The organism is Mesorhizobium sp. LMG17149, assembly GCF_024518695.1.
In the GTDB taxonomy this organism is placed as follows: Bacteria; Pseudomonadota; Alphaproteobacteria; order Rhizobiales; family Rhizobiaceae; genus Mesorhizobium.
Genome location: NZ_JANIFL010000005.1, coordinates 467,447 through 486,759, shown reverse-complemented (window position 1 = coordinate 486,759; position 19,313 = coordinate 467,447). Strand labels below are relative to the sequence as shown.

Genomic DNA, 19,313 nt, shown 5'->3' with positions numbered 1-19,313 from the left:
ACCATGTCGAAGCCCCCAACCCTTCGCCTGTCGCTGTTTCGAGAAATTGCCGCATTCGGCGCCGCCATTGCCCGGATCGGCGGCCGGCGAACATGGACGGCGCTTTTCTTCCTCATCCTCGGCAGCCTGACCGAGGGCATCTCCATCCTGCTGCTCATCCCGCTGCTGCATCTGGTCGGACGCGCCGACCAGGATTTCGCTGTTCGGCTGCCCAACAATGATTTCGTGCGCTGGCTGGTGCCTGACGGCACGCTGCAACTGACGACCGTGCTTTGCATGCTGGTCGGGCTTGTTGCAGCGCAGGCGGCGTTCAATCGCTTCAAGTCGGTCTACATGGCCAAATTGCTGTTCGATTTCGTCAACCGCGTTCGCATGAACCTGTTCGAAAGCATCGGCAAGGCGCGCTGGGGCGTTTTTACCCGCATGCGCAGTTCCGACCTCGATCATGCCCTGACCGGCGACATCGACCGCGTCCAGGGCGCGGCGTTCTCACTGCTGATGCTGGTGCAGATCACCGTTCTTCTGGCTGGCTATCTCCTGGTTTCCATGTTCATCTCGCCGGTCATGACGCTGTTTGCCGTCGTCATCGGCATGCTGATGTTCGTGGCGCTGCAGCCCTTCCGGACACGGGCCACTGCCTTCGGCCGTGTGCTGACCGCCAATCGACAGGATCAGTACCGGACGGTCTCGGAATTTCTCGGCGGCATCAAGGTGGCCAAGAGCCTGAACGTCGAGGACAGCTATTTCGCGCAGCTGCGGTCGACGCTTGAGAAGATGAAGGCCGACAACATCGACTATGTGCGCAACAGCACCATCGGCACCGCGGTATTCCAAGTGGCGAGCGTGGTGGGCCTGAGCCTGTTCATCTATGTGGCTTTGGTTCGCTTCAACCTGTCGCTGGCCGAAATCGTCGTCCTGCTCCTGGTCTTCATGCGCATCGCGCCGCGCTTCATGGACATGCAGACGCAAGCCCAGCAAGTGCTGATCAACCTGCCCGCCTTTACGGCAATGCGCAGCCTGCAGGCACGTTTCGATGCCGAACGCGAACCAGGCCATACCGAGTTCGCCGACGCCGGGACACTCTCCCTCAATACGGGATTGAATATTCGCGGTGTCTCCTTCGCCTATGGAGATGCTGGCGACAAGGTGGTGGTGAGCGGCATCACCTTCGGCCTGCCCGCCGGCAAGGTCACCGCCCTGATCGGCCCGTCCGGATCGGGCAAGAGCACGATCGCCGATATGCTGCTTGGCCTGCTGGAGCCCACCACCGGCATGATGCTTGTCGACGGCGTCGAGATCGATGCCAGCAATCGCCGTCGCTGGCGCGACCAGGTGGCCTATGTGCCGCAGGACGTGTTCCTCCTGCACGACACGATCGCGGCGAACCTGCGCCTTGCCGCGCCACGGGCCAGCGATGGCGACCTGTGGGCCGCGCTGCATCAGGCGCACGCCGGCGAGTTTGTCGAACGGCTCGACCTCAGGCTCGAGACGGTGGTCGGCGATCGCGGCGTGCGGCTCTCGGGCGGCGAACGCCAGCGCATCGCGCTCGCGCGCGCGCTGCTGCGCAAGCCGTCACTGCTCATCCTGGACGAGGCGACCAGCGCTCTCGACTGGCAGAACCAGTCGCTGATCGCCAGGTCGATCGACGGATTGCGCGGCACGATGACGATCCTGACCATCGCGCACCGGCCGTCGATGATCGCCTTCGCCGACTGGGTGGTGGCGATGGAAAACGGCCGTATCGTCGAGGTCGGCCAATATCAGCGGCTGAAGGAAAAAAACGGCAGCCGGTTGTCGAGGATGCTGTCGGGGGAACAGTCAGAGAGCGAACCCGCCGATGTCGCGTGAGCCGGCGACCAAGACGCGCCGAAACGGATTCACGCGGCGCCTAGTCTCTTGTTTCGAAGCATGCCTACAAACCGGGGGCAGGTTTGAGCAATCTGCATCAATGCAGGCCGCGCCTGGCACCGCCCAGCTTCTCGCTTTCGGCGACCTCTGGTGCGTTCAGTTTGCGCTCGGCGTCACGGGCTATGTCGGCAGGCGTCGGCGCGCTCCTGGCGATCATGGTGTAGATGAGCACGAAATAGCCGGCCTGAATGATCACGGCGCAGATGATGACGCGCACCAATATCGTGCTTATCGACGCTCCGCCCAGCCAGGACCAGCCGACGACGATCGCCAGAGCGAAAATCATCCCGAGGATGAATTTTGGAAGTGCCATACCCAACAGCCCATAAACCGGCTCGGGTATTATCACGATTGCCCCACCCGAGCGCCGTCCCTTGTCATGTGGGCTTGTTAAGGTCGCCCACTCTCGACCGGTTGCTTCCGGCCTTTTCCACCTGTCGTCACCGTGACAGGTATAATTTGCAATTCTATTAAGGCGAGCAATAGGCGGCAAGGGCAACTTCGGATATTTTTGATCGAGCTTTTGCGATCGACTCTGCCATGCTGCAATGCACGCAACGGGAGCTAAGCCGATCTCCTCTCCTCGGCATTTTCCAGTAAGATAGACAATATTAAGTAGTATTTTATACGGTTTTCACCAAGCATCAGGGCATGATCAAGCACTAATTTTCAGCTTGCCTTGGCAAATAGGTAGGTCCGCCTAAAAACCGCCCCACAAAGGCCTCTATTTTTTCGGCCGTGCCCATTTATTGTCACAAATGTGCTAAATACGCCGAAATTTGTGCATGACAAGCTTATTATTTAGTCAATTCATGACGTGACTATTTCAATGGGGTGGTAAATTGTGTGTTGCGCTGCAACATTTTTTTGGTATCGTGCGCTGAACCATTCGTTCAACGCATGGAGTTTACGGCATGAGGGACGTTGCCAAGTCGGCCACGGCGAGCTTTTCGCAGGCTGACATCGATTTTCCGCCACCGATCGGCGGCTTGCTCAAACGCAGCTTCGATATCGCCGGTTCACTGATTGGACTGATCGCACTCAGCCCGCTGTTTGTCATGATAGCGTTGCTGGTCAAGTTTTCCGACGGCGGCTCGATTTTCTACGGTCACAGGCGAATTGGACGCGGCGGGCGGATTTTTCCTTGCCTGAAGTTCCGCACCATGGTTCCGGACGGCGACAGGGTATTGGCAACCTATCTCGCCACCAACCCGGACGCCAACGCGGAATGGATCGCCACCCGCAAGCTGAAGAACGATCCGCGCGTTACCCGTGTCGGAGCTGTGCTGAGGAAACTCAGCCTCGACGAGCTGCCGCAGATCATCAACATCCTGCAGGGCGACATGAGCCTTGTCGGCCCTCGTCCGGTCGTGCGCGACGAGCTGGAGATCTATGGCACGTCCGCCGTCTATTACCTGAAATCCCGCCCGGGCCTGACCGGCCTGTGGCAAGTCAGCGGCCGCAACGATGTGTCCTATGACAGCCGCGTCGCCTTCGATCGCCACTATGTCGAGAACTGGTCGCTGTTCGAGGACGTTCGCATCATCATCAAGACCGTCCCGGCCGTCTGGATGTCGCGTGGTTCTTACTGACCGGCCGGTGGCCAATGCCAGACATTGGCATCGGCCATTCGACGCAAGCTCATCGGGCGATGGGGCTATAGCGGATCGGAACGTTGAGTTGAAAACAGATTTGTTCGAAGCCTTTCGTAGCGGCCCGGATTCCGGCCGGCTGCGGCGGGCGCGTTTGCTGGCCACATGCCTTGCCGTGGCGCTCGTCGTCCCGCACATCGCCGCCGCCGGCGACTATCGCCTCGGCTCGCAAGACAAGCTCACCATCCGCGTCGCCGAATGGCAGACAGTCGAAGGCACATTTCGTGATTGGTCGGCGGTGAATGGCGAGTACACGGTCGGTCCATCCGGTACGCTGTCGGTGCCGTTCGCCGGCGAGTTGCCGGCATCCGGCAAGACCACGTCCGAAATCGCGGCGGCGATCGGCGAGGCGCTGCAGAAAAAGCTCGCTTTGTCGGACCGACCGGAAGCCTCGGTCGAAATGGCGCAGTTCCGGCCATTTTACATTTCGGGCGAAGTCCAGAACCCAGGCCAATTTCCTTATGTCCCGGACCTGACGGTGTTGAAGGCGATCAGCGTCGCCGGCGGCATCAGGCGCAACGCCGATTACGGCCCCCAGCTCGGCAAGGACCTGGTCACCGCCAAGGGCATGTTCGACATCTCCGACGACCAGCGCATCCGACTGATCGTCAGGCGCGCCCGCATCGATGCGGATATGGCCGGCAAGGCGAGTTTCGACGTGCCGAAGGAGGTCGAGGGCGATCCGAGACTGCCGGCCATCGTGGCGGACGAGATGACGATTCTGACGGCCGACCAAAAGGCGCTGAAGCTGAAACTCGAGGCGCTCGACGACCTGAAGGGGGTTTTGGAATCTGAAATCGAGTCGCTGCAGAAGAAGATCGTCAATCAGCAGCAGCAGGTCGACCTGGCGCAGCAGCAACTCGCCAGCATCGGTCCGCTGGCGCAAAAAGGCCTGATCGCCAATGCCCGACTGCTGGATTCGCGCCAGTCCGTGGCCGACCTGCAGGGCAAGATCCTGGACTACGAAACCGCCATCCTCACCGCCAAGCAGGCGATCAGCAAGGCGAAGCAGGATGCTATCGATGCCCAGAACACCTTGAGTTCAAGTCTCGCCACTGACCGGCAGCAGACCGAAGCCGACCTGAACGAGGCCGCGTTGAAGGTGAACATGCAGAAAGGCCTGATAGCCCAGGCCAGCGATCCCGCGATGGCGGCCGCTATGACAAATGATCAGCAGCCGACCCTGCTCTATTCACTGGTGCGCAATGTCGACGGCAAGACCACCGAAATAGCCGCCAAGGAAGAAACCCCGGTGCTGCCTGGCGATGTGATCAAGATCAAGCTGGCGCCGCTGGCCAGCCAGTAGACCGACTTCCAACACGATCCAGTGTTTCGAGCCAGAGCCTCACCCGACAAATCGGGATGAGGCTCTGACTCGGTTGTTTGAACATCTCCCTGCGGAAACCATAATAGCCGTCTCGGGATCGAGGCTTCCCGTCCGAGCACATGCTTGCTCAAAAAAGGAAGGCCGCTCCCTTCAGCCCGCGAGATGATAGTTTATGAGGGACCGGCGCCCGCCGGATGGCCGGCATACCGAGGCCAGTCAGTCTCGCCCCCGGCCGCGTCAGCCGGCTCCAGAGCCGGTGACCGCCGCCTGCGGGTAACGGGCAGCCGCGCCAGCTTGAAGAAGCTGAAATACATCAGGAAAGAACCCATGATGTAGGGGTTCAGTATCTCGACCTCGACGAAGGAGCGGATCAGCAGCAGGACCATCACGCCGAAAAGGATCACCGAGTCCGCCTGCCATGCCTTGAAAATCACCGCCGAGACGTGGCCGTAGAGCGTGCGCAGCATGATCAGCGACACCAGCGCCGCTCCGACGAAGCCGAGTTCGACGAGGGCCTCGATATAGGTGTTGTGGAAGTGGAAGCCGGTGCGGGTGGTGATGTAGAATTCGTTCCACAGCCGCTCGGCTTCAGCGAAGCCCTGCACCCAATAGGCGGCATAGCCGACGCCGAGAATCGGCGATTTCTGGACCGTGTTCCAGCCTTGCTCCCACAGATAGGTTCGCCCGGTGAGCGTCGAATCCTTGCCGAAGAGGCCGAGGACGAAGTCCATCAGCCCGAGATTCAAGGCGACGAAGGCCGTCACGACCAGCAGGCCGGCGCCGATCAGGAAGATGACCCGGCGATAGCGGCGTGACAGAAGTTTGCTCATCGCAAGAAGCGCCACCAGCGCCAGCACCGCGGGTATCGACGCCATCGAGGTGGCGGAATGCGAAGCGACCAGCACATAGGCCGACAGCAGCACGACGGGCACCGCCAGGATGAAGCTGAGCCGGCCGCGCCTGTAGAAGGCAAGGAAGACAACGCAGAAATAGATGCCGAGCGAGCCGACAAAGCCGATCTGATTCTTGGAGGCGAAGGCGCCGACGAAGTTCACGGTGCCGTCGAGGACATCCTCGGAATAGTTCCCGACCTTCAGCGAATAGATGAGGACGACGAATATCCCGACCAGCGCCCCTATGGTCAGCGTGCGCACGCTGACGGTGCGCGCAGCTACGTAGGCGCAGGCGATATGGGAAAAATACTGGACCGACGTCCTCGCGGTGACGCCGGGGGCCTGCGACCAGAAAACCGAGAAGCAGATATAGGCCGCAAACAGCAGCGGCAGCCAGGCGCTGGACAGATGCCGCAGAAACCGCCGGTAGTCGACCAGGATGAGCGGAAGCCAGACCGCATAATAGGCCAGGATCAAGATCTGGCCGAAGATGACCGAATAGGAAAACGCCCAGATCGAAACGGCTACGGCAAAGGCGCCATAGACCGAGTTCTTCTCGGGATCGATCAGCAGTGACTTTGGAATCTTCATCTCAGGGTCCCGCCGACACGACCCGGGGCCGGCAAGCCATGAGCCGGCCGGAATCTTCGCAAATATGGGCGTGCAATAAACGGCGTCTCCATTGTGCAGTGCAATATAACCTATTGCGCCCTGTGCTCAATGGCAAATCCGGTCACCTTGTCTTACAGCGAGGCATCTGCGGAGAGATCAGCTGGTTGCGCGTCCGAGACGCTACCAAAGCGCTCCGCCGGTGATCTGGATGTTCTCCATGGTGATCCCCTTGGCCAGATCGGAGCACAGGAAGACCGCCAGAGCCGCGATTTCCTGCGGCTGCAGCATGCGCTGCTGCGGGTTGCCCCTGGCGATCTCGGCCATCGCTTCCTCAGCGGTGCGCCCCTTGCCTTCGCGCTCGACGACCTGCGCCACATTGCGGCGCATCAGTTCGGTCTCGACCCAGGTCGGGCTGATCATGACACAGGTGACGCCATGCGCTGCCCCTTCCAGCGCCACGCAGCGTGTGAGGCCGAGAAGGCCGGCCTTGGACGCGCAGTAGGCTGGGTTGTCCTTCCAGCCGACCGAGGCGGCGGTTGAGCCGATGTTGACGATGCGGCCCCAGCCGCGTTCGATCATGCCCGGCAGTACCGCACGCGTGACGCGGAAGGCGCCGGTCAGGTTGGTGTCGACAATCTTTTCCCACAACGCATCGGAATGGCCGCAGACCGGCTGCTCCGCGGTCGTCCCAGCGGCATTGACCAGGATATCGGCGGGGCCGATGGCCGCCTCGGCGTCAGCCGCGAACCGATTGGCGACGTCGCTGTCGCGCACGTCGAGATGAGCGGCGTGAACCCTCGTTCCGTGGGCGGCAAGAGCCGCACGCACGCGCTCGATCTCGTCCGCGCCGGGATAATAGGCGGCATCGGACCTGTCGGCGCCGGCCGGCGCGATGTAGGAGCCGACGGCGACATTGGCGCCGGCTTCAGCCAAAGCCGTGGCAATGGCGAATCCCATGCCCGAGAACCCACCGGTAACGATGGCGCTTCGGCCGGAAAGGTTGTTCATGGCGCACGATCTCCGCTTCGTTCCGGGCAGGCAATCAGGCCTGACCGGATTTGGCAATCACACCGGCGCAGCCTCCATCGCCAGCGTTTCATGTTTGCTGGAGCGGCTTGCCTAGCCATTCGCGATAGAAGCCTTCGAGGTCGGGCTCGAAATCGTGGACGATGGGATAGCCAGGTGCCGCCGCTTCCACTTCGTGCAGCGTGCCGCATTGCGGACAGATGAATTCGCGGATCTCCATCCATTCGGGATCGGGGAGATCGCTGTTGGGATAGATTTCGCGCAAAGCCTCCTCGGTGTTGCGGACGTTGATCGCGGCGTTGAGCTTCCAGTTCTTGCGATAGTCGCCGAAGGAGTGGCCGCATTCGCAGCGGGTAATGCGCTCATCGCCGCTCTGGCAGATGAACAGATGGTCCGAGACCGGCAGCAGGATCGGGTCCTTCCAGGCAACGCGATCCTGATAGACGGCAACCATCTTGAAGAAACGGTCATCGTCCTTGTAGGCACTCATGATCCGCCTTGTCTGTGGCCAGGGCAGCTTGCCTGCGGCCAGATCGCCCAGGACTTCCTTGCTATACGAGGTCATGGCTTTGCTCCCGGCATGAAGATCGATCTGGCATCGACGTTCCAGAACTCGCTGAATTCGCTGGTGAAGCGCGGCGACAGCTTGATCGCGCTGGCGTACATTTTCTTCACCTCGGGGGCGAAATCGGCCCTTTCGACACGACCACGCTCCTTGGCGATCCAATCCACCACAGGGACCGCCTTGGCCAGACGCTCCTTGCGCATGGCGGCGCGCCGCTCGACCGTGGCGTCGATATCGGCGATGGGATAGCCGTCTTCATCGTCCTTCAGCACAATGCCGAAAACCTGGTCCGCCGCTTGCCGGGTGAGAAAGCCGTTCTCGACATCCCAGGCGGTCTTGATTGGATCGCGCTCCAGCACGTCGCCATAGCCGCCGCCGCCATTGTAGGAATGGCTGAAGATGTCGCCGGATTTGTGCGGCGCGGTGATGTAGGGCCCCTCGACCACGACATGGTCGCCGCCGATGTTCCGCTCGTAATCCGAGACGTGCGGATCGATGCCGGGCGCATGCGCCAGCGGTTCGCCTTTTGCCGCGAGTTCGTGAATGTCTGAGTTGCGCACCGCGCGATGCTTCTGGCAAGTCGGCGCCGGATAGCCGCCGCACATGCCGCCATTGTCGAACACGCGCGAGGAGTGCTCCGAGGTGTGGAGCCGCAGGTGCGACGTCTTGTTGATCAGCCAGGTCGAGACGAAGGAACAGCCGCCGCGATATTTGCCGGCACCGCCGGAGTTGGGCACGATCGAGCGGCCGATATAGACCATCGGCATCGACTGTTCCCAGACCTCGATGTTGCCCATGTCGGATTCGGGGTTCCAGCCGACATAGGCGGTGTCGAGACCATCCTTGATGGCGAGCGCGCCGGAGCCGGCGGCGGCGCATTCAAAATGGGCCATGCCAAACGGCGTGCCGTATTGGCTTTCGCCACCCATCTCGATCATCGGGCTGTTGACCTGACCGACGAAGGCCTCCTCGACAAAGCCGCGCGCGACAAAACTGCGCGACAAAAGCCGCTGGAAGACGCCATAGGCCGGCAGCAGCAAAGCCCATGAGGTGGCGGTCGCCACCATCTCGTTGTCGGGGTTGGTCCAGGTGCCGTGCGGCAGTTTCAGTTCGGTCGCCATCCACGCGCCGTCATTGACCAGCCCTTCGAAATTCATGTGCTGGGTCAAGGTGACGAACATGCCGCCATCCATGCCGGCCGGCGTGCAGTTCATCGAATGGTAGCCCCAGGGCTGCGTGCCCTCGAAGTCCATGGTGATCTTGCCGTCGGTGGTGATCTCCATCTCGATCGGGATGTTGTAGAGCCAGTCCGGATCGCCGAGCAGCTGGAAGCCGGGTTTGCCTGCGGTGACGTGGCCGTAAAAAGTATGGCCGCGATAGATTCCGGGGACGGTGAGCTGGCGGGTGCGGGCGAGCTGGGCGCGGCGGCCCTCCTCGATGAACTCCTTCGACACCTTCATCCAGTAGTCGAGGCCGATCTCGGAGATGAGCTGCTTGACGCTTTCGCGCATATCGATGCAGGAGGCGACCTTGGCCTTCTCGTCCAGCACCCAGTAGATCGGCATGCGCAGATTGCGTTCGCAGCGGATAACGTAGTCGCGGCGGATCTCGTCGTTCTCGCCGATCTTCTCGGCGCAGACGAACAGACCCTCGGTGAAGCGCTCCTGCGCGAGACACACATCACCGCCTGGGGTAATGCCGCCGGCCTCCAGCTCGTGGCAGACGGCGCCGGCCCAGCCGACAAGCGTGCCTTCATGAAAGATAGGCACCACGTCCATCACGTCGGGCACCTGCACGGTGCCTATGAAGGCGTCGTTGTTGGCGAAGATGTCGCCTTCGCGGATGCGCGGGTTGTCCTCGTAGCCGTTTTTGATCATCCATTTGATGAAGCGGCTCATCGTATGGACATGCACCATGATGCCGTTGGAGAGAGCGATGGCGTCGCCCTCGGGCGTGTAGATGGCGACCACCATTTCGCCGACCTCTCGCACGCCGGGCGAGGCCGAGATGCGGCGGGCCATTTCGCGCGCCGAGACGCAATAGGCGCGCAGCTTGGTGTGCAGCGTCTCGAATTTCAGCGGATCCTGGTTGCGCAGCGTGAGTTCCGTAATGCCGTCATAGCAACCGGTCTCTTCCATCAGCCGCTCGGAATCGAGCAGTCTTTCGCGAAGGCGCAGGGCCGAGGCAGGTTTGTCCAACATGGCGGTCGCCCTCTCAAGCGTGGGTGTAGTGCAGCAGCGTCCATTCATCGACATGGACACGGTCCTGCGGATGAACGACGAGCGTGGTGGCGGGATGTTCGATGATGGCCGGGCCGATGACTTCGTGGCCTGGCTGAAGCAGATCCATCTCGTAGAGATTGGCCTTGTGCCAGCGCCCACCGATATAGGCCTCGCGCACGCCCTTGTGGGCGGCTGCCGGGTTGGAGGCGCCGAGCGGCCGCTTGAGCAGCACCGGCTTGACCTTGTCGGCGGTGGCGATCAGCCCGAGTTCGGTGATGGTGAAGCCGGCTTCGCCATAACGCGACACGCGATGGTTGACCTTGGCATAGACCGCCTCGAACTCGTCGATAACCCTGCGCATGTCGTCGGCCGAACCGACCTTGGCAAGCGGCGCCATGACTTCGACGTCCTCGAGCTGGCCGGTGTGGCGCATCATCAGGAACGGCACGGTCCTGATCTTCTCCCTGGTATGGCCGTCGGCGATCATCTCGTCGACCGCTGCCTTGGTCAGGTCGTTCCAGACCGTGGTGACCTTGGCGCCGAAGGCGGCCAGCGTAGCCTCGTCGGCGCGTGACGGGATGTCGTGCTGGGTGGAGACGGAATGACGCCGCATGAAATCGGCCGTGGTGCAGCCGAAGGCGGAGAAGGCGGCCGCGAACTGGAAGGTGATGATGTCCTTGAAGCCGATGCCCCTGGAGCAGCCGGCCAGATGCAAAGGTCCCGAGCCGCCATAGGACAGCAGCGTGAATTCGGAGGGATGGATGCCTTGCCCGGAAATGACCCGGCGCAGCGCGTTGTTGGCATCGGACTCCAGCATGTCGATCATGCCTTCCGCGGCTTCCTCGACACCAACGCCGAGCACGCTGGAGCACTTTTCCTCGAAGGCGCGGCGCGCCTTTTCGACCTGCAGCACGACCTTGCCGCCCAGGAAATAGTGTGGGTTGAGGCGGCCGAGGATGGCGTCGCAATCGGCGATGGTCGGCTCGGTGCCACCGCGATCGAAGCAGATCGGACCGGGATCCGAGCCGGCGCTTTCCGGCCCAAGCGAGACCTTCTTGGTCAGGGGATCGACCTTGAGGATCATGCCGGCGCCGGCGCCGATCGTGTCGAGATGCAGCGTCGGCACGTTGAGCTTGAAACGGTCCATCAGCGGCTCGTTCTCGATTCGCGTCTGGCCGCGTGTGATGACGCCCATGTCGAAAGAGGTGCCGCCCATATCCGAGCAGATCAGCGAATCATTGCCGATCAGCTTGCCGACATAGGCAGCACCGAGGATGCCGCCGATCGGGCCGGAGATCATGGTTTCGTGCAGGCGCGGATGGTTGATCGAGGTCAGGCCGCCGAAGGAGAGCAGCGTCTGCACGCCATATTTGAAGCCGTATTTCTTCGAGACGTCCTCGATACCCCTAAGCTGCTTGCGGCCGCGCGAGGTGGCGTAGGCCTCGATCAGCACCGAATTCAGCCGCGACTGCTCGCGGATGACCGGGCGGACCTCATGGCTGGTGTAGACGATGATGTCGGCGCCGGCCCTGTCGACCTCCGCGCGGCAGATCTCGGCGATGCGCTTCTCGTGCACCGGATTGACATGCGAGAAGATGGTCATGATGCAGATCGCCTCGACCTTGTCGGCGATCAATTTTTTCGCGGCGATGGAGACCTCGTGTTCGTAGAGCGGCAGCACGACGTCGCCGAACTGGTCGATGCGCTCGGTGACGCCATGCGTGCGGCGGCGCGGCACCAGCGGATCGGGATGATGATGCGTGACCGCGTGCAGCCGGTCGGCGTAGGAATAATCGGCCCAGGCCTGCAGCCCGCGGCCCATCAGGATCATGTCCTCAAGGCCCTTGGTGGTGATCAGGCCGAGCCGGCGGCCGGTGCGCGACAACAGTGTGTTGAGCATGCCGGTGCCGGAATAGAGCACGACGTTGACGCCGGAAAACAATGATTCCAGCGAGATGCCCCAGGCATCCGCCGCGTCCTCGGCAGACGCGAGAAAACCTTCGGCTTCGTTCTTCGGCGTGGTCGCCGACTTGCCGATCTTGAAGTGGCCGTCCTGATCGACAAGAATCGTGTCGGTCATGGTGCCGCCGGCGTCGATACCGATGACGATTGGATTGCCGACGATGGGGCCGGTGAGATTGGGTTGGGTCACGGTCGCCTCGGGATCTGGTCTAGGTTGACGCAAGGCTAGATTCGATGGGCGGCTTCGCGCCATATGCCTAAAGACATAATGACGGCTGAGCTGACATCGCCGAAAAAAGGGCATGCGCATGGGGACCATCTGGGCGCCGCTCGCCAAAGCGATCGCCGCCACCGGCACGGACAGGCATGTCGACTGCCTGATCGACCTGATCGGCGCGGATATCGAGCACGACCTCGTCACGGTGACGCGCTATTCGACGACGCAGACACCCGAATTCATCAAACACCGACGCTTCTCGGACGAAATGGTCCGGCGCTATCTCGACAATTACTATGTCTTCGACCCGTTCTATGCGTCGTGGCGACGCGAGCGAAGGCTGGGCATCATGCCGCTGAAACGGCTTGCCAACGATGAGGCCAAGCGCGGCCAGTACATAGCCGGCTTCCTGGCGCAGTCGGAGATCTGCGACGAGGTTGGCATCATGCTGGCGGACGGCGGCGACTGGTGCCTCGGCATCTTCCTCGACCGCTCGACCACGTCATTCAAGGACAGCGAAATCGCCCTGCTGGATGAACGGCTGCCGGTGTTCGAGGCGCTGCATGCGCTCGACATCAAGGCGCGCGGAACGGAATTCTCCCGCACGTCAGCGCCGACAGGCCTCGGCGCCTCGCCCCGCCAGGAACCGACCATTCCAGCCAGCCTGTGGCCGGAGCTGTCACTGCGCGAGCGGGAGTTGGTCCAACTGATCCTCGCCGGTCACCCGACGGCCAACATCGCCGAACGCCTCGGCATCACCGTCGGCACGGTCAAGAACCATCGTCGGCGCATCTACGAGAAGCTCGACATCACCACGGAGCGTGAATTATTTTTGCAGTTCTTCCAGCATCGGGTCGACCGATAGCCGGGGTTCGGACAGCTAGCGGGTTACGCTTTTCCCGTTGCAGGTTAGAGCTCATCTCCCAATTGGCGCCGCCATAGAACACACGGAAGATCACCACTTGGTCGGATTCCACTGTAAAGGTCACCGTTACACGGCGCTCGAAACCGACAACCCGAAGCCCTGGCCGCAGATCGTCACGGCGTGTTCCGCGCTCCGAGGCGTAGTCGAGACCCTGGCAGTAGGCTTCGATACGCTCGATATAGCGTATGGCCGTGACGTTGCCGGCGGCGATCTCGATGGTGTCGTATATCCATCTTAAGTCCGCTAAGGCTTCCGGCAACAGAACAATATGCCGGCGCTTCACACATCCCTCTTAAAGCGGGCGGCGTGGTGAGCGCGGATGTCGTCAAAAGCCTGGTTGGCTGGGATAACTCGGGAAGGATCCGCCTTCCACCTGTCATAGGTCGGCACAACCTCCTCGCGGAGCCAGCGCTCTACTGCCGCGTCGCGCTCTTGCAGGGCGCGAAGGCCGGCGCGGATCACTTCACTGCTGGTCGCGTAGGTTCCTGATTCAACGAGACGGTCGATGAAAGCAGCCTGCTCTGTTGGCAGGCTGAAGGTGCGCTTTTCGGTGGCAGCCATGATTTCTCCTATAATGTCGGTGTGATTATATCATACCAATATCCAATACGTGAGAAAACCTGTCGGCCCAAGAAACCGACATCGGCGCTGCTAGCAGTCTCAAAATTCCTCTTGCGGAACCGCGCCGTCCCGGCTTAGTCTTTGCCTTCTCGCAAAAATGAAATTTAATTCCATTTGCCTGCAACCTTCTTGCCAGCGTCGTGCCCCAGGAAAAATGAACGGCCCAATCGACTGAGAAAATATTTGATATATCATCTACCAGAACGGAAATAGCTGACATGGTCCAGCAGACATCGATCCAGCCATCGGCGCCCTGGTTGCGGCTAGATGTCGATGATTCGGACTGGACCGACGCCGAGGTGTCGAGCCTGGTGCGCTGGTATCACCAGATGCTGCTCATCCGCCGTTTCGAGGAAAAGGTGCTCGATCTGGCCAATGCCGGGCTGGTGCATGGTCCGGCCCACGCCAGCATCGGACAAGAGGCCACGGCGGTCGGCGCCATGTCCGTGCTCGGCACCGGCGACCGCATCAACGGCACCCACCGTGCCCATCACCAGGTGCTGGCCAAGCTTGTCAACGCGCAGACGCCCGGCGGATTCGACCCGCTGCATGATGCTTTCAACCCAGGCATGCAGGGATCGGTTCGCGGCCTGATGGCCGAGATCATGGGCCTCAAGTCAGGCTATTGCGGCGGCCGTGGCGGCTCGATGCATATGCGCGACGATGCCTCCGGCATCCCAGGCACCAGCGCCATTATCGGCGGCAACCTGCCGCACGCGGCGGGCTATGCGCTCGCCGACAAACTGCTCGGCACCGGCAACATCTCGGTCGCCTTCTTCGGCGACGGCACGATGATGGCGGGACCGGCCTATGAGGCGATGAACATCGCCGCGCTCTACCGGCTGCCGGTGATCTTTTTCGCCGAAAACAATCTCTATGCCGTCTCTACGCACATCAACGAGCAGACGCGCGAGACGCGGCTGGCCTCGCGCGGACCTATGCTCGGCTTTCGTGGCATCGAATGCGACGGCATGGATGTGGTGGCAGTCCACCATGCCATGCGCGAGGCGCGCCGGACGATTGAGGAAGACGGCGGCCCGGTGCTGGTCGAGGCGCTCTGCTATCGGTTTCTACACCAGAGCGGCGCCCGCCCGGGCAGCGAATTCGGCTACCGCACGCGCGCCGAGGAAGACGTCTGGAAAGCGCGCGACCCGCTTGCGACGATGGCGGCTCGCCTGAAGACGATGGGCATCCTGAACGCTTCGGACCTCGGGACACTCGACCAGCGCGTCATGGAGGTGGTCAACACCGCTGCCGATTCCCTGACCGAGATGAGCGGCAACGCGCTGCGCATTCCTGATCATCTGTGGCCGGACCCAAGCGACGTCGACAACCAGATCCGCGGCGATCTTTCCGAACTGAAGGGCGAGCGCTTCCTCGAGATCGAGGACGCGCCGGCCGACACCAGGCCGGTCAAGTTCATGGTTGCCGCGTCCGAGGTGATTGCGCGCGCCATGGAGCAGGACGCGCGCATCATCATCATGGGCGAGGATGTGCACCGGCTGCGCGGCGGCGTTTCGGGCGCCACAAAGGGCGCGCTGGAGCGCTGGCCGGAGCGTGTGCTGGCGATGCCCATCGCCGAGAATGGTTTTGTCGGGGTGGCGCTGGGTGCAGCGCTTTGCGGCTTGCGGCCGATCGTCGAGATCATGTTCGGCGACTTCTGCCTGGTTGCCGCCGACCAGCTGTTCAACGCGGTCAGCAAGGTGCGCCACATGTTCGGCGGCGGCTTTCCGGTGCCAATCGTGGTCAGGGTGCGCGTCTCGCCGCACACCGGCTACGGCTCGCAGCATTCGGGCGATCCGTCCGGCCTGTTCGCCCTGTTTCCCGGCTGGCGCATCGTCGCGCCGACGACGCCCTTCGACTATATCGGCCTGATGAATTCAGCGCTGAAATGCGACGATCCGGTCGTCGTCATCGAGCATGTCGAGCTGTTCCCGAGCGAAGGCCCTGTGCCTGCGGACGACCGCGACTATTGCGTGCGGCTCGGCAAGGCGAAGATCGTCAGGCCGGGCAGCGCCTGTACACTGCTCACCAGCGCCAGCATGGTTGCCGTCGCCAGCCAGGTGGTCGAGGAGACCGGCGTCGATGCCGAGATCATCGACCTGCGCAGCCTCGACCCGACCGGGCTCGACTGGCCGCTGGTGGAGGCCTCGATCCGCAAGACCAACCGGGTGGCCGTCATCGAACAGGTGCAGCGTGGGCTATCGCTTGGCGGACGACTGACACAGGAGATTCAGGATCGCGTGTTCGATTATCTCGATCACGAGATCCTGCATGTGACGGGAAGCCTCTCGGCTCCCGTCGTATCGGCCCCGCTCAACCGCGCCGCACTGGGCGGCGCTGAAAAGCTCAAGGCCGCGCTTCAATCCCTCACTGCCGTGGGTGGATAGAGCGAACGCATTGCCACAAAGATCCGACAAGAAAATGGGAGAACTGACATGAGCATCCTACAGAGAAACAAGACCAGGGCGAAGATGCTGGCAGCCGTGCTGCTGGCCACCAGCGCCTTCTGGGCGCCGGCCACGTTCGCGCAGGACAGCAAGCCGCTGGTCATTGCGCGCAACATCGACCTCAACTCGCTCGATCCGCACCGCGCCTTCTGCGACACCTGCCAGATCTACAATTCCAGCGTCTATGAATCGCTGCTGACGCTGGACAAGGACAACAAGCTGATCCCGCTGCTCGCCTCGAAGTGGGAAGGCAATGCCGACCAGAGCAGCTTCACCTTCACGCTCGACCCGGCCGCCAAATTCTCGGACGGTTCGCCGGTCGAAGCCAAGGACGTGAAATGGTCCTGGGAGAGGCTGAAGAACCTCAAGGGCAGCGCCTCGTTCCTGATGGACAATGTCGCCTCGATCGAGACCCCGGACGCGCATACGGTGGTCGTCAAGATGGTCGCGCCGAGCTCCGAATTCCTCAACATCGCGGCGGCGCCCTACGCAGCGGTCGTCAACAGCAAGGTTGCTTCCGAAGCCGGCGCCAAGGCCGATGCGGACGCTTCGACGACAGACAATGCCGAGGCCTGGTTTCTGGCGCATTCGGCCGGCAGCGCACCGTTCGTGCTGAAATCCTATGAGCCCAATTCGGAACTGCGGCTGGCACGCAACGACAAATACTGGCGCACGGCGCCGGCGCTGAGCGAAGTCGTCATCCGCCAGACCAAGGATGCGGTGGCCCAGGCACAGATGCTGCAGAGCGGCACCGCCGACATCGCCATGCAGATCGACCCGGACACGGCCAAGACGATGACCGGCAGCGACGTGAAAATCGAGACCGTGCCGTCCTACAATTTCATCTATGTGGCGCTGTCGCCCGGCGCCAAGGCCAACAAGGTTCCGCTGACGCCCGAAGTGCGCGAGGCCATTTCGCTCGGTCTCGACCGTCCGAGCATCCTGGACTTCACCATCGGCTCCGAGGGCCAGTTGATCAGCGCACCGATCCCGCTCGGCTTCCCCGGCGGTTCGGGCTTCGAGGCGCAACCCTATGACGTCGCCAAGGCAAAGGAACTTCTGGCCAAGGCCGGCCATGCCGACGGCTTCGAGATGGAAGCGGCGTTTCCCGGCATGAACGTCTATGGCGTCGATCTGTCGCTGTTGATGCAGAAGGTTCAGCAGGATTTGGCCAAGATCAACATCAAGCTCGACCTGCAGCCGATCCCCTTCGCCAACTGGCGCGAACGCGTCAATGGCGACGGCATCCCGATGACGGCGGTGTTCTACGCGCCGGACTATTACGGCACGTCGCAATACGTCGATTATTTCGCCATGACCAAGGGCAGCCCGTGGGCGCGCCGCGCCGGCGCGGAGCGCGACCCGTCGGTGCTCAACCCGAAGGAAGCGGATATCTACAAGGCAGCCCTTGCGGCGAGCGGCGACGAGGCTGCCAAGCTGTGGCACCAGGCCGGCGAGGAGATGATCAAGGACAGGATCATCCTGCCGCTGATCAGCCCGAACCTGATCCTGGCCTACAAGTCGGACGTCAAGGGCGTGCGCTACAGCGCCTGCTGCAACCTGCCGCTGGCGGAACTCAGCCACTGAGCGAAAAAAGGGAGGCGGCCAGCCGCCTCCCGCTTCCTCATCCTGGACGGTCAGCAAATCCTGTTCTTCCAGCGTTAAGATCAATATATGATATATCAATACGCGGAGAACTCGCTATGCCTTCCCTGATCAACTCCAAAGACCAGTTGCTGCGCGAGCGCGCGGCCTCGGTCATTCCGGGCGGCATGTGGGGGCACATGGCGACGCGCTATCTCGGCTCCGCCTATCCGCAATTCTTCGAGCGCGCCGACGGCTGCCGGGTCTGGGATGTCGATGGCCGCGAGTACATCGACCTGATGTGCAGTTGGGGCCCCAATATCCTCGGCCACCATCATCAGGCGGTCGAGGCAGCGGCCGAGCGGCAGCGTCGCCTGGGCGATGCGATGAACGGCCCTGGCGAGGTGTTGGTCGAGCTGGCCGAACTGCTGGTCAAGACCGTCGCGCATGCCGACTGGGCGATGCTGCAGAAGAACGGCACCGACGCCACCACGGCCTGCGTGACGATCGCACGCGCCGGCACCGGCCGGCGCAAGGTGCTGGTCGCGCGCGGCTCCTATCACGGCGCCGTGCCGTGGTGCACGCCTTCGCTCGCCGGCGTCACCGCCGAGGACCGCGCCCATATCGTCCATTTCGACTACAATGATGTTGCCAGCCTCGAGGCAGCCGTCGAGCAGGCCGGCAGCGATCTTGCCGCCGTCGTCGTCACCGCTTTCCGCCACGATATCGCCCGCGACCAGGAACTGCCGACCGCCGCCTTCGCCAGACGGGCGCGCGAGCTCACCACCGCCGCCGACGCGGCGCTGATCGTCGATGATGTCAGGGCCGGCTTCCGCATCGATCTCGCCGGCAGCTGGGAACCGCTCGGCGTACGGCCGGACCTGTCCGCTTTCTCGAAGGCGATCGCCAATGGCTATCCGCTTGCCGCGATCACCGGCACCGACCGGTTTCGCGAAGCCGCGACCAAGGTCTATGTGACGGGGTCGTTCTGGTATGGCGCCGTCGCCATGGCCGCCGCGATCGCCACCATCAACACGCTGCGCGACACCGACGCCATCTCCAGGATGACTGAAGCCGGCGACAGGCTGCGCTCAGGCCTCGATGCGGCAGCGAAGAAGCATGGCCTGTCGCTTCGCCAGACCGGCCCGGTGTCGATGCCGATGGTGCTCTTCGACGGCGATGCCGAATTCAAAAAGGCCGACGCCTTCTGCTCGGCCGCCTTGCGCGAGGGCGCCTATTTCCACCCCCGGCACAACATGTTCCTGAGTGCCGCGCATACCGCAAAAGACATAGATCTCGCCCTGCAGGCTGCCGATGCCGGCATGGCCGCAGCGGCGCAGGTGGCGTGA

15 protein-coding genes are annotated in these 19,313 nt (G+C 62.3%); 7 read left to right on the top strand and 8 right to left on the bottom strand.

Annotated features, from left to right (window positions below; translation table 11 throughout):
* Positions 1–3 precede the first annotated feature (3 nt).
* Positions 4–1,848 carry an ABC transporter ATP-binding protein gene (locus NP945_RS14410; RefSeq protein ID WP_256746707.1) on the top strand — a complete coding sequence of 615 codons (1,845 nt, stop codon included), beginning with the start codon at positions 4–6 and terminating at the stop codon, positions 1,846–1,848.
* Positions 1,849–1,945: 97 nt separating this feature from the next.
* Here NP945_RS14410 and NP945_RS14405 read toward each other — a convergent pair whose 3' ends face one another.
* Positions 1,946–2,221 (bottom strand): exopolysaccharide production repressor exox, encoded by a 276-nt coding sequence (locus NP945_RS14405; RefSeq protein ID WP_256746706.1) that lies wholly within the window; start codon positions 2,219–2,221, stop codon positions 1,946–1,948.
* 601 nt (positions 2,222–2,822) lie between these two features.
* Here NP945_RS14405 and NP945_RS14400 point away from each other — a divergent pair.
* Positions 2,823–3,500 carry a sugar transferase gene (locus NP945_RS14400; protein ID WP_023811581.1) on the top strand — a complete coding sequence of 226 codons (678 nt, stop codon included), beginning with the start codon at positions 2,823–2,825 and terminating at the stop codon, positions 3,498–3,500.
* Between the two features lie 100 nt (positions 3,501–3,600).
* Entirely contained in the window at positions 3,601–4,866 is a 1,266-nt protein-coding gene (locus NP945_RS14395) for a polysaccharide biosynthesis/export family protein (protein ID WP_256746754.1), read from the top strand.
* Positions 4,867–5,057: 191 nt separating this feature from the next.
* Here NP945_RS14395 and NP945_RS14390 read toward each other — a convergent pair whose 3' ends face one another.
* The 5 genes from NP945_RS14390 to NP945_RS14370 form a co-directional block, all read right to left on the bottom strand.
* Positions 5,058–6,371 (bottom strand): O-antigen ligase, encoded by a 1,314-nt coding sequence (locus NP945_RS14390; protein ID WP_256746705.1) that lies wholly within the window; start codon positions 6,369–6,371, stop codon positions 5,058–5,060.
* Positions 6,372–6,572: 201 nt separating this feature from the next.
* Entirely contained in the window at positions 6,573–7,400 is an 828-nt protein-coding gene (locus NP945_RS14385) for an SDR family NAD(P)-dependent oxidoreductase (RefSeq protein ID WP_256746704.1), read from the bottom strand.
* Between the two features lie 88 nt (positions 7,401–7,488).
* Positions 7,489–7,983, bottom strand: a complete 495-nt coding sequence (locus tag NP945_RS14380) for an acetone carboxylase subunit gamma (protein ID WP_128364530.1) — start codon at positions 7,981–7,983, stop codon at positions 7,489–7,491.
* A complete protein-coding gene (locus NP945_RS14375) occupies positions 7,980–10,184 on the bottom strand; it encodes a hydantoinase B/oxoprolinase family protein (protein WP_128287580.1) in 2,205 nt (734 codons plus the stop codon). The genes NP945_RS14380 and NP945_RS14375 overlap by 4 nt, the downstream gene beginning before the upstream one ends.
* Positions 10,185–10,197: 13 nt before the next feature.
* Positions 10,198–12,357, bottom strand: coding sequence for a hydantoinase/oxoprolinase family protein (locus tag NP945_RS14370; protein ID WP_256746703.1), 2,160 nt, complete (start codon positions 12,355–12,357; stop codon positions 10,198–10,200).
* A 112-nt stretch (positions 12,358–12,469) separates the two neighbouring features.
* On the opposite strand from NP945_RS14370, the gene NP945_RS14365 reads away from it, so the two are divergent.
* On the top strand, positions 12,470–13,249 hold the full coding sequence (locus NP945_RS14365; RefSeq protein ID WP_256746702.1) for a LuxR C-terminal-related transcriptional regulator: 780 nt from the start codon (positions 12,470–12,472) through the stop codon (positions 13,247–13,249).
* Here NP945_RS14365 and NP945_RS14360 read toward each other — a convergent pair.
* Both NP945_RS14360 and NP945_RS14355 read right to left on the bottom strand, forming a co-directional pair.
* Positions 13,194–13,592, bottom strand: coding sequence for a type II toxin-antitoxin system RelE/ParE family toxin (locus NP945_RS14360; protein WP_372337968.1), 399 nt, complete (start codon positions 13,590–13,592; stop codon positions 13,194–13,196). The two genes, NP945_RS14365 and NP945_RS14360, sit on opposite strands and share 56 nt — an antisense overlap.
* Positions 13,589–13,870 (bottom strand): type II toxin-antitoxin system ParD family antitoxin, encoded by a 282-nt coding sequence (locus NP945_RS14355; protein WP_023811572.1) that lies wholly within the window; start codon positions 13,868–13,870, stop codon positions 13,589–13,591. The genes NP945_RS14360 and NP945_RS14355 overlap by 4 nt, the downstream gene beginning before the upstream one ends.
* A gap of 278 nt (positions 13,871–14,148) precedes the next feature.
* Here NP945_RS14355 and NP945_RS14350 point away from each other — a divergent pair, with 278 nt between their 5' ends.
* The 3 genes from NP945_RS14350 (at position 14,149) to NP945_RS14340 (ending at position 19,313) form a co-directional block, all read left to right on the top strand.
* The gene (locus NP945_RS14350; protein WP_256746701.1) at positions 14,149–16,320 is read left to right on the top strand and encodes a thiamine pyrophosphate-dependent enzyme; all 2,172 of its coding nucleotides are present in this window, start codon (positions 14,149–14,151) and stop codon (positions 16,318–16,320) included.
* A gap of 84 nt (positions 16,321–16,404) precedes the next feature.
* A complete protein-coding gene (locus tag NP945_RS14345; RefSeq protein WP_164761653.1) occupies positions 16,405–17,967 on the top strand; it encodes an ABC transporter substrate-binding protein in 1,563 nt (520 codons plus the stop codon).
* Positions 17,968–18,083: 116 nt separating this feature from the next.
* Positions 18,084–19,313, top strand: coding sequence for an aminotransferase class III-fold pyridoxal phosphate-dependent enzyme (locus NP945_RS14340; RefSeq protein ID WP_256746700.1), 1,230 nt, complete (start codon positions 18,084–18,086; stop codon positions 19,311–19,313).

Excerpts from the sequence above, each read along its gene's own strand:
- NP945_RS14355 (WP_023811572.1), bottom strand. The coding sequence starts at position 13,870 with ATGGCTGCCACCGAAAAGCGCACCTTCAGCCTGCCAACAGAGCAGGCT.
- NP945_RS14345 (WP_164761653.1), top strand. The coding sequence starts at position 16,405 with ATGCTGGCAGCCGTGCTGCTGGCCACCAGCGCCTTCTGGGCGCCGGCC.
- NP945_RS14365 (WP_256746702.1), top strand. The coding sequence starts at position 12,470 with ATGCGCATGGGGACCATCTGGGCGCCGCTCGCCAAAGCGATCGCCGCC.
- NP945_RS14410 (WP_256746707.1), top strand. The coding sequence starts at position 4 with ATGTCGAAGCCCCCAACCCTTCGCCTGTCGCTGTTTCGAGAAATTGCC.
- NP945_RS14390 (WP_256746705.1), bottom strand. The coding sequence starts at position 6,371 with ATGAAGATTCCAAAGTCACTGCTGATCGATCCCGAGAAGAACTCGGTC.
- NP945_RS14405 (WP_256746706.1), bottom strand. The coding sequence starts at position 2,221 with ATGGCACTTCCAAAATTCATCCTCGGGATGATTTTCGCTCTGGCGATC.
- NP945_RS14340 (WP_256746700.1), top strand. The coding sequence starts at position 18,084 with ATGCCTTCCCTGATCAACTCCAAAGACCAGTTGCTGCGCGAGCGCGCG.
- NP945_RS14400 (WP_023811581.1), top strand. The coding sequence starts at position 2,823 with ATGAGGGACGTTGCCAAGTCGGCCACGGCGAGCTTTTCGCAGGCTGAC.
- NP945_RS14380 (WP_128364530.1), bottom strand. The coding sequence starts at position 7,983 with ATGACCTCGTATAGCAAGGAAGTCCTGGGCGATCTGGCCGCAGGCAAG.
- NP945_RS14385 (WP_256746704.1), bottom strand. The coding sequence starts at position 7,400 with ATGAACAACCTTTCCGGCCGAAGCGCCATCGTTACCGGTGGGTTCTCG.
- NP945_RS14375 (WP_128287580.1), bottom strand. The coding sequence starts at position 10,184 with ATGTTGGACAAACCTGCCTCGGCCCTGCGCCTTCGCGAAAGACTGCTC.
- NP945_RS14350 (WP_256746701.1), top strand. The coding sequence starts at position 14,149 with ATGGTCCAGCAGACATCGATCCAGCCATCGGCGCCCTGGTTGCGGCTA.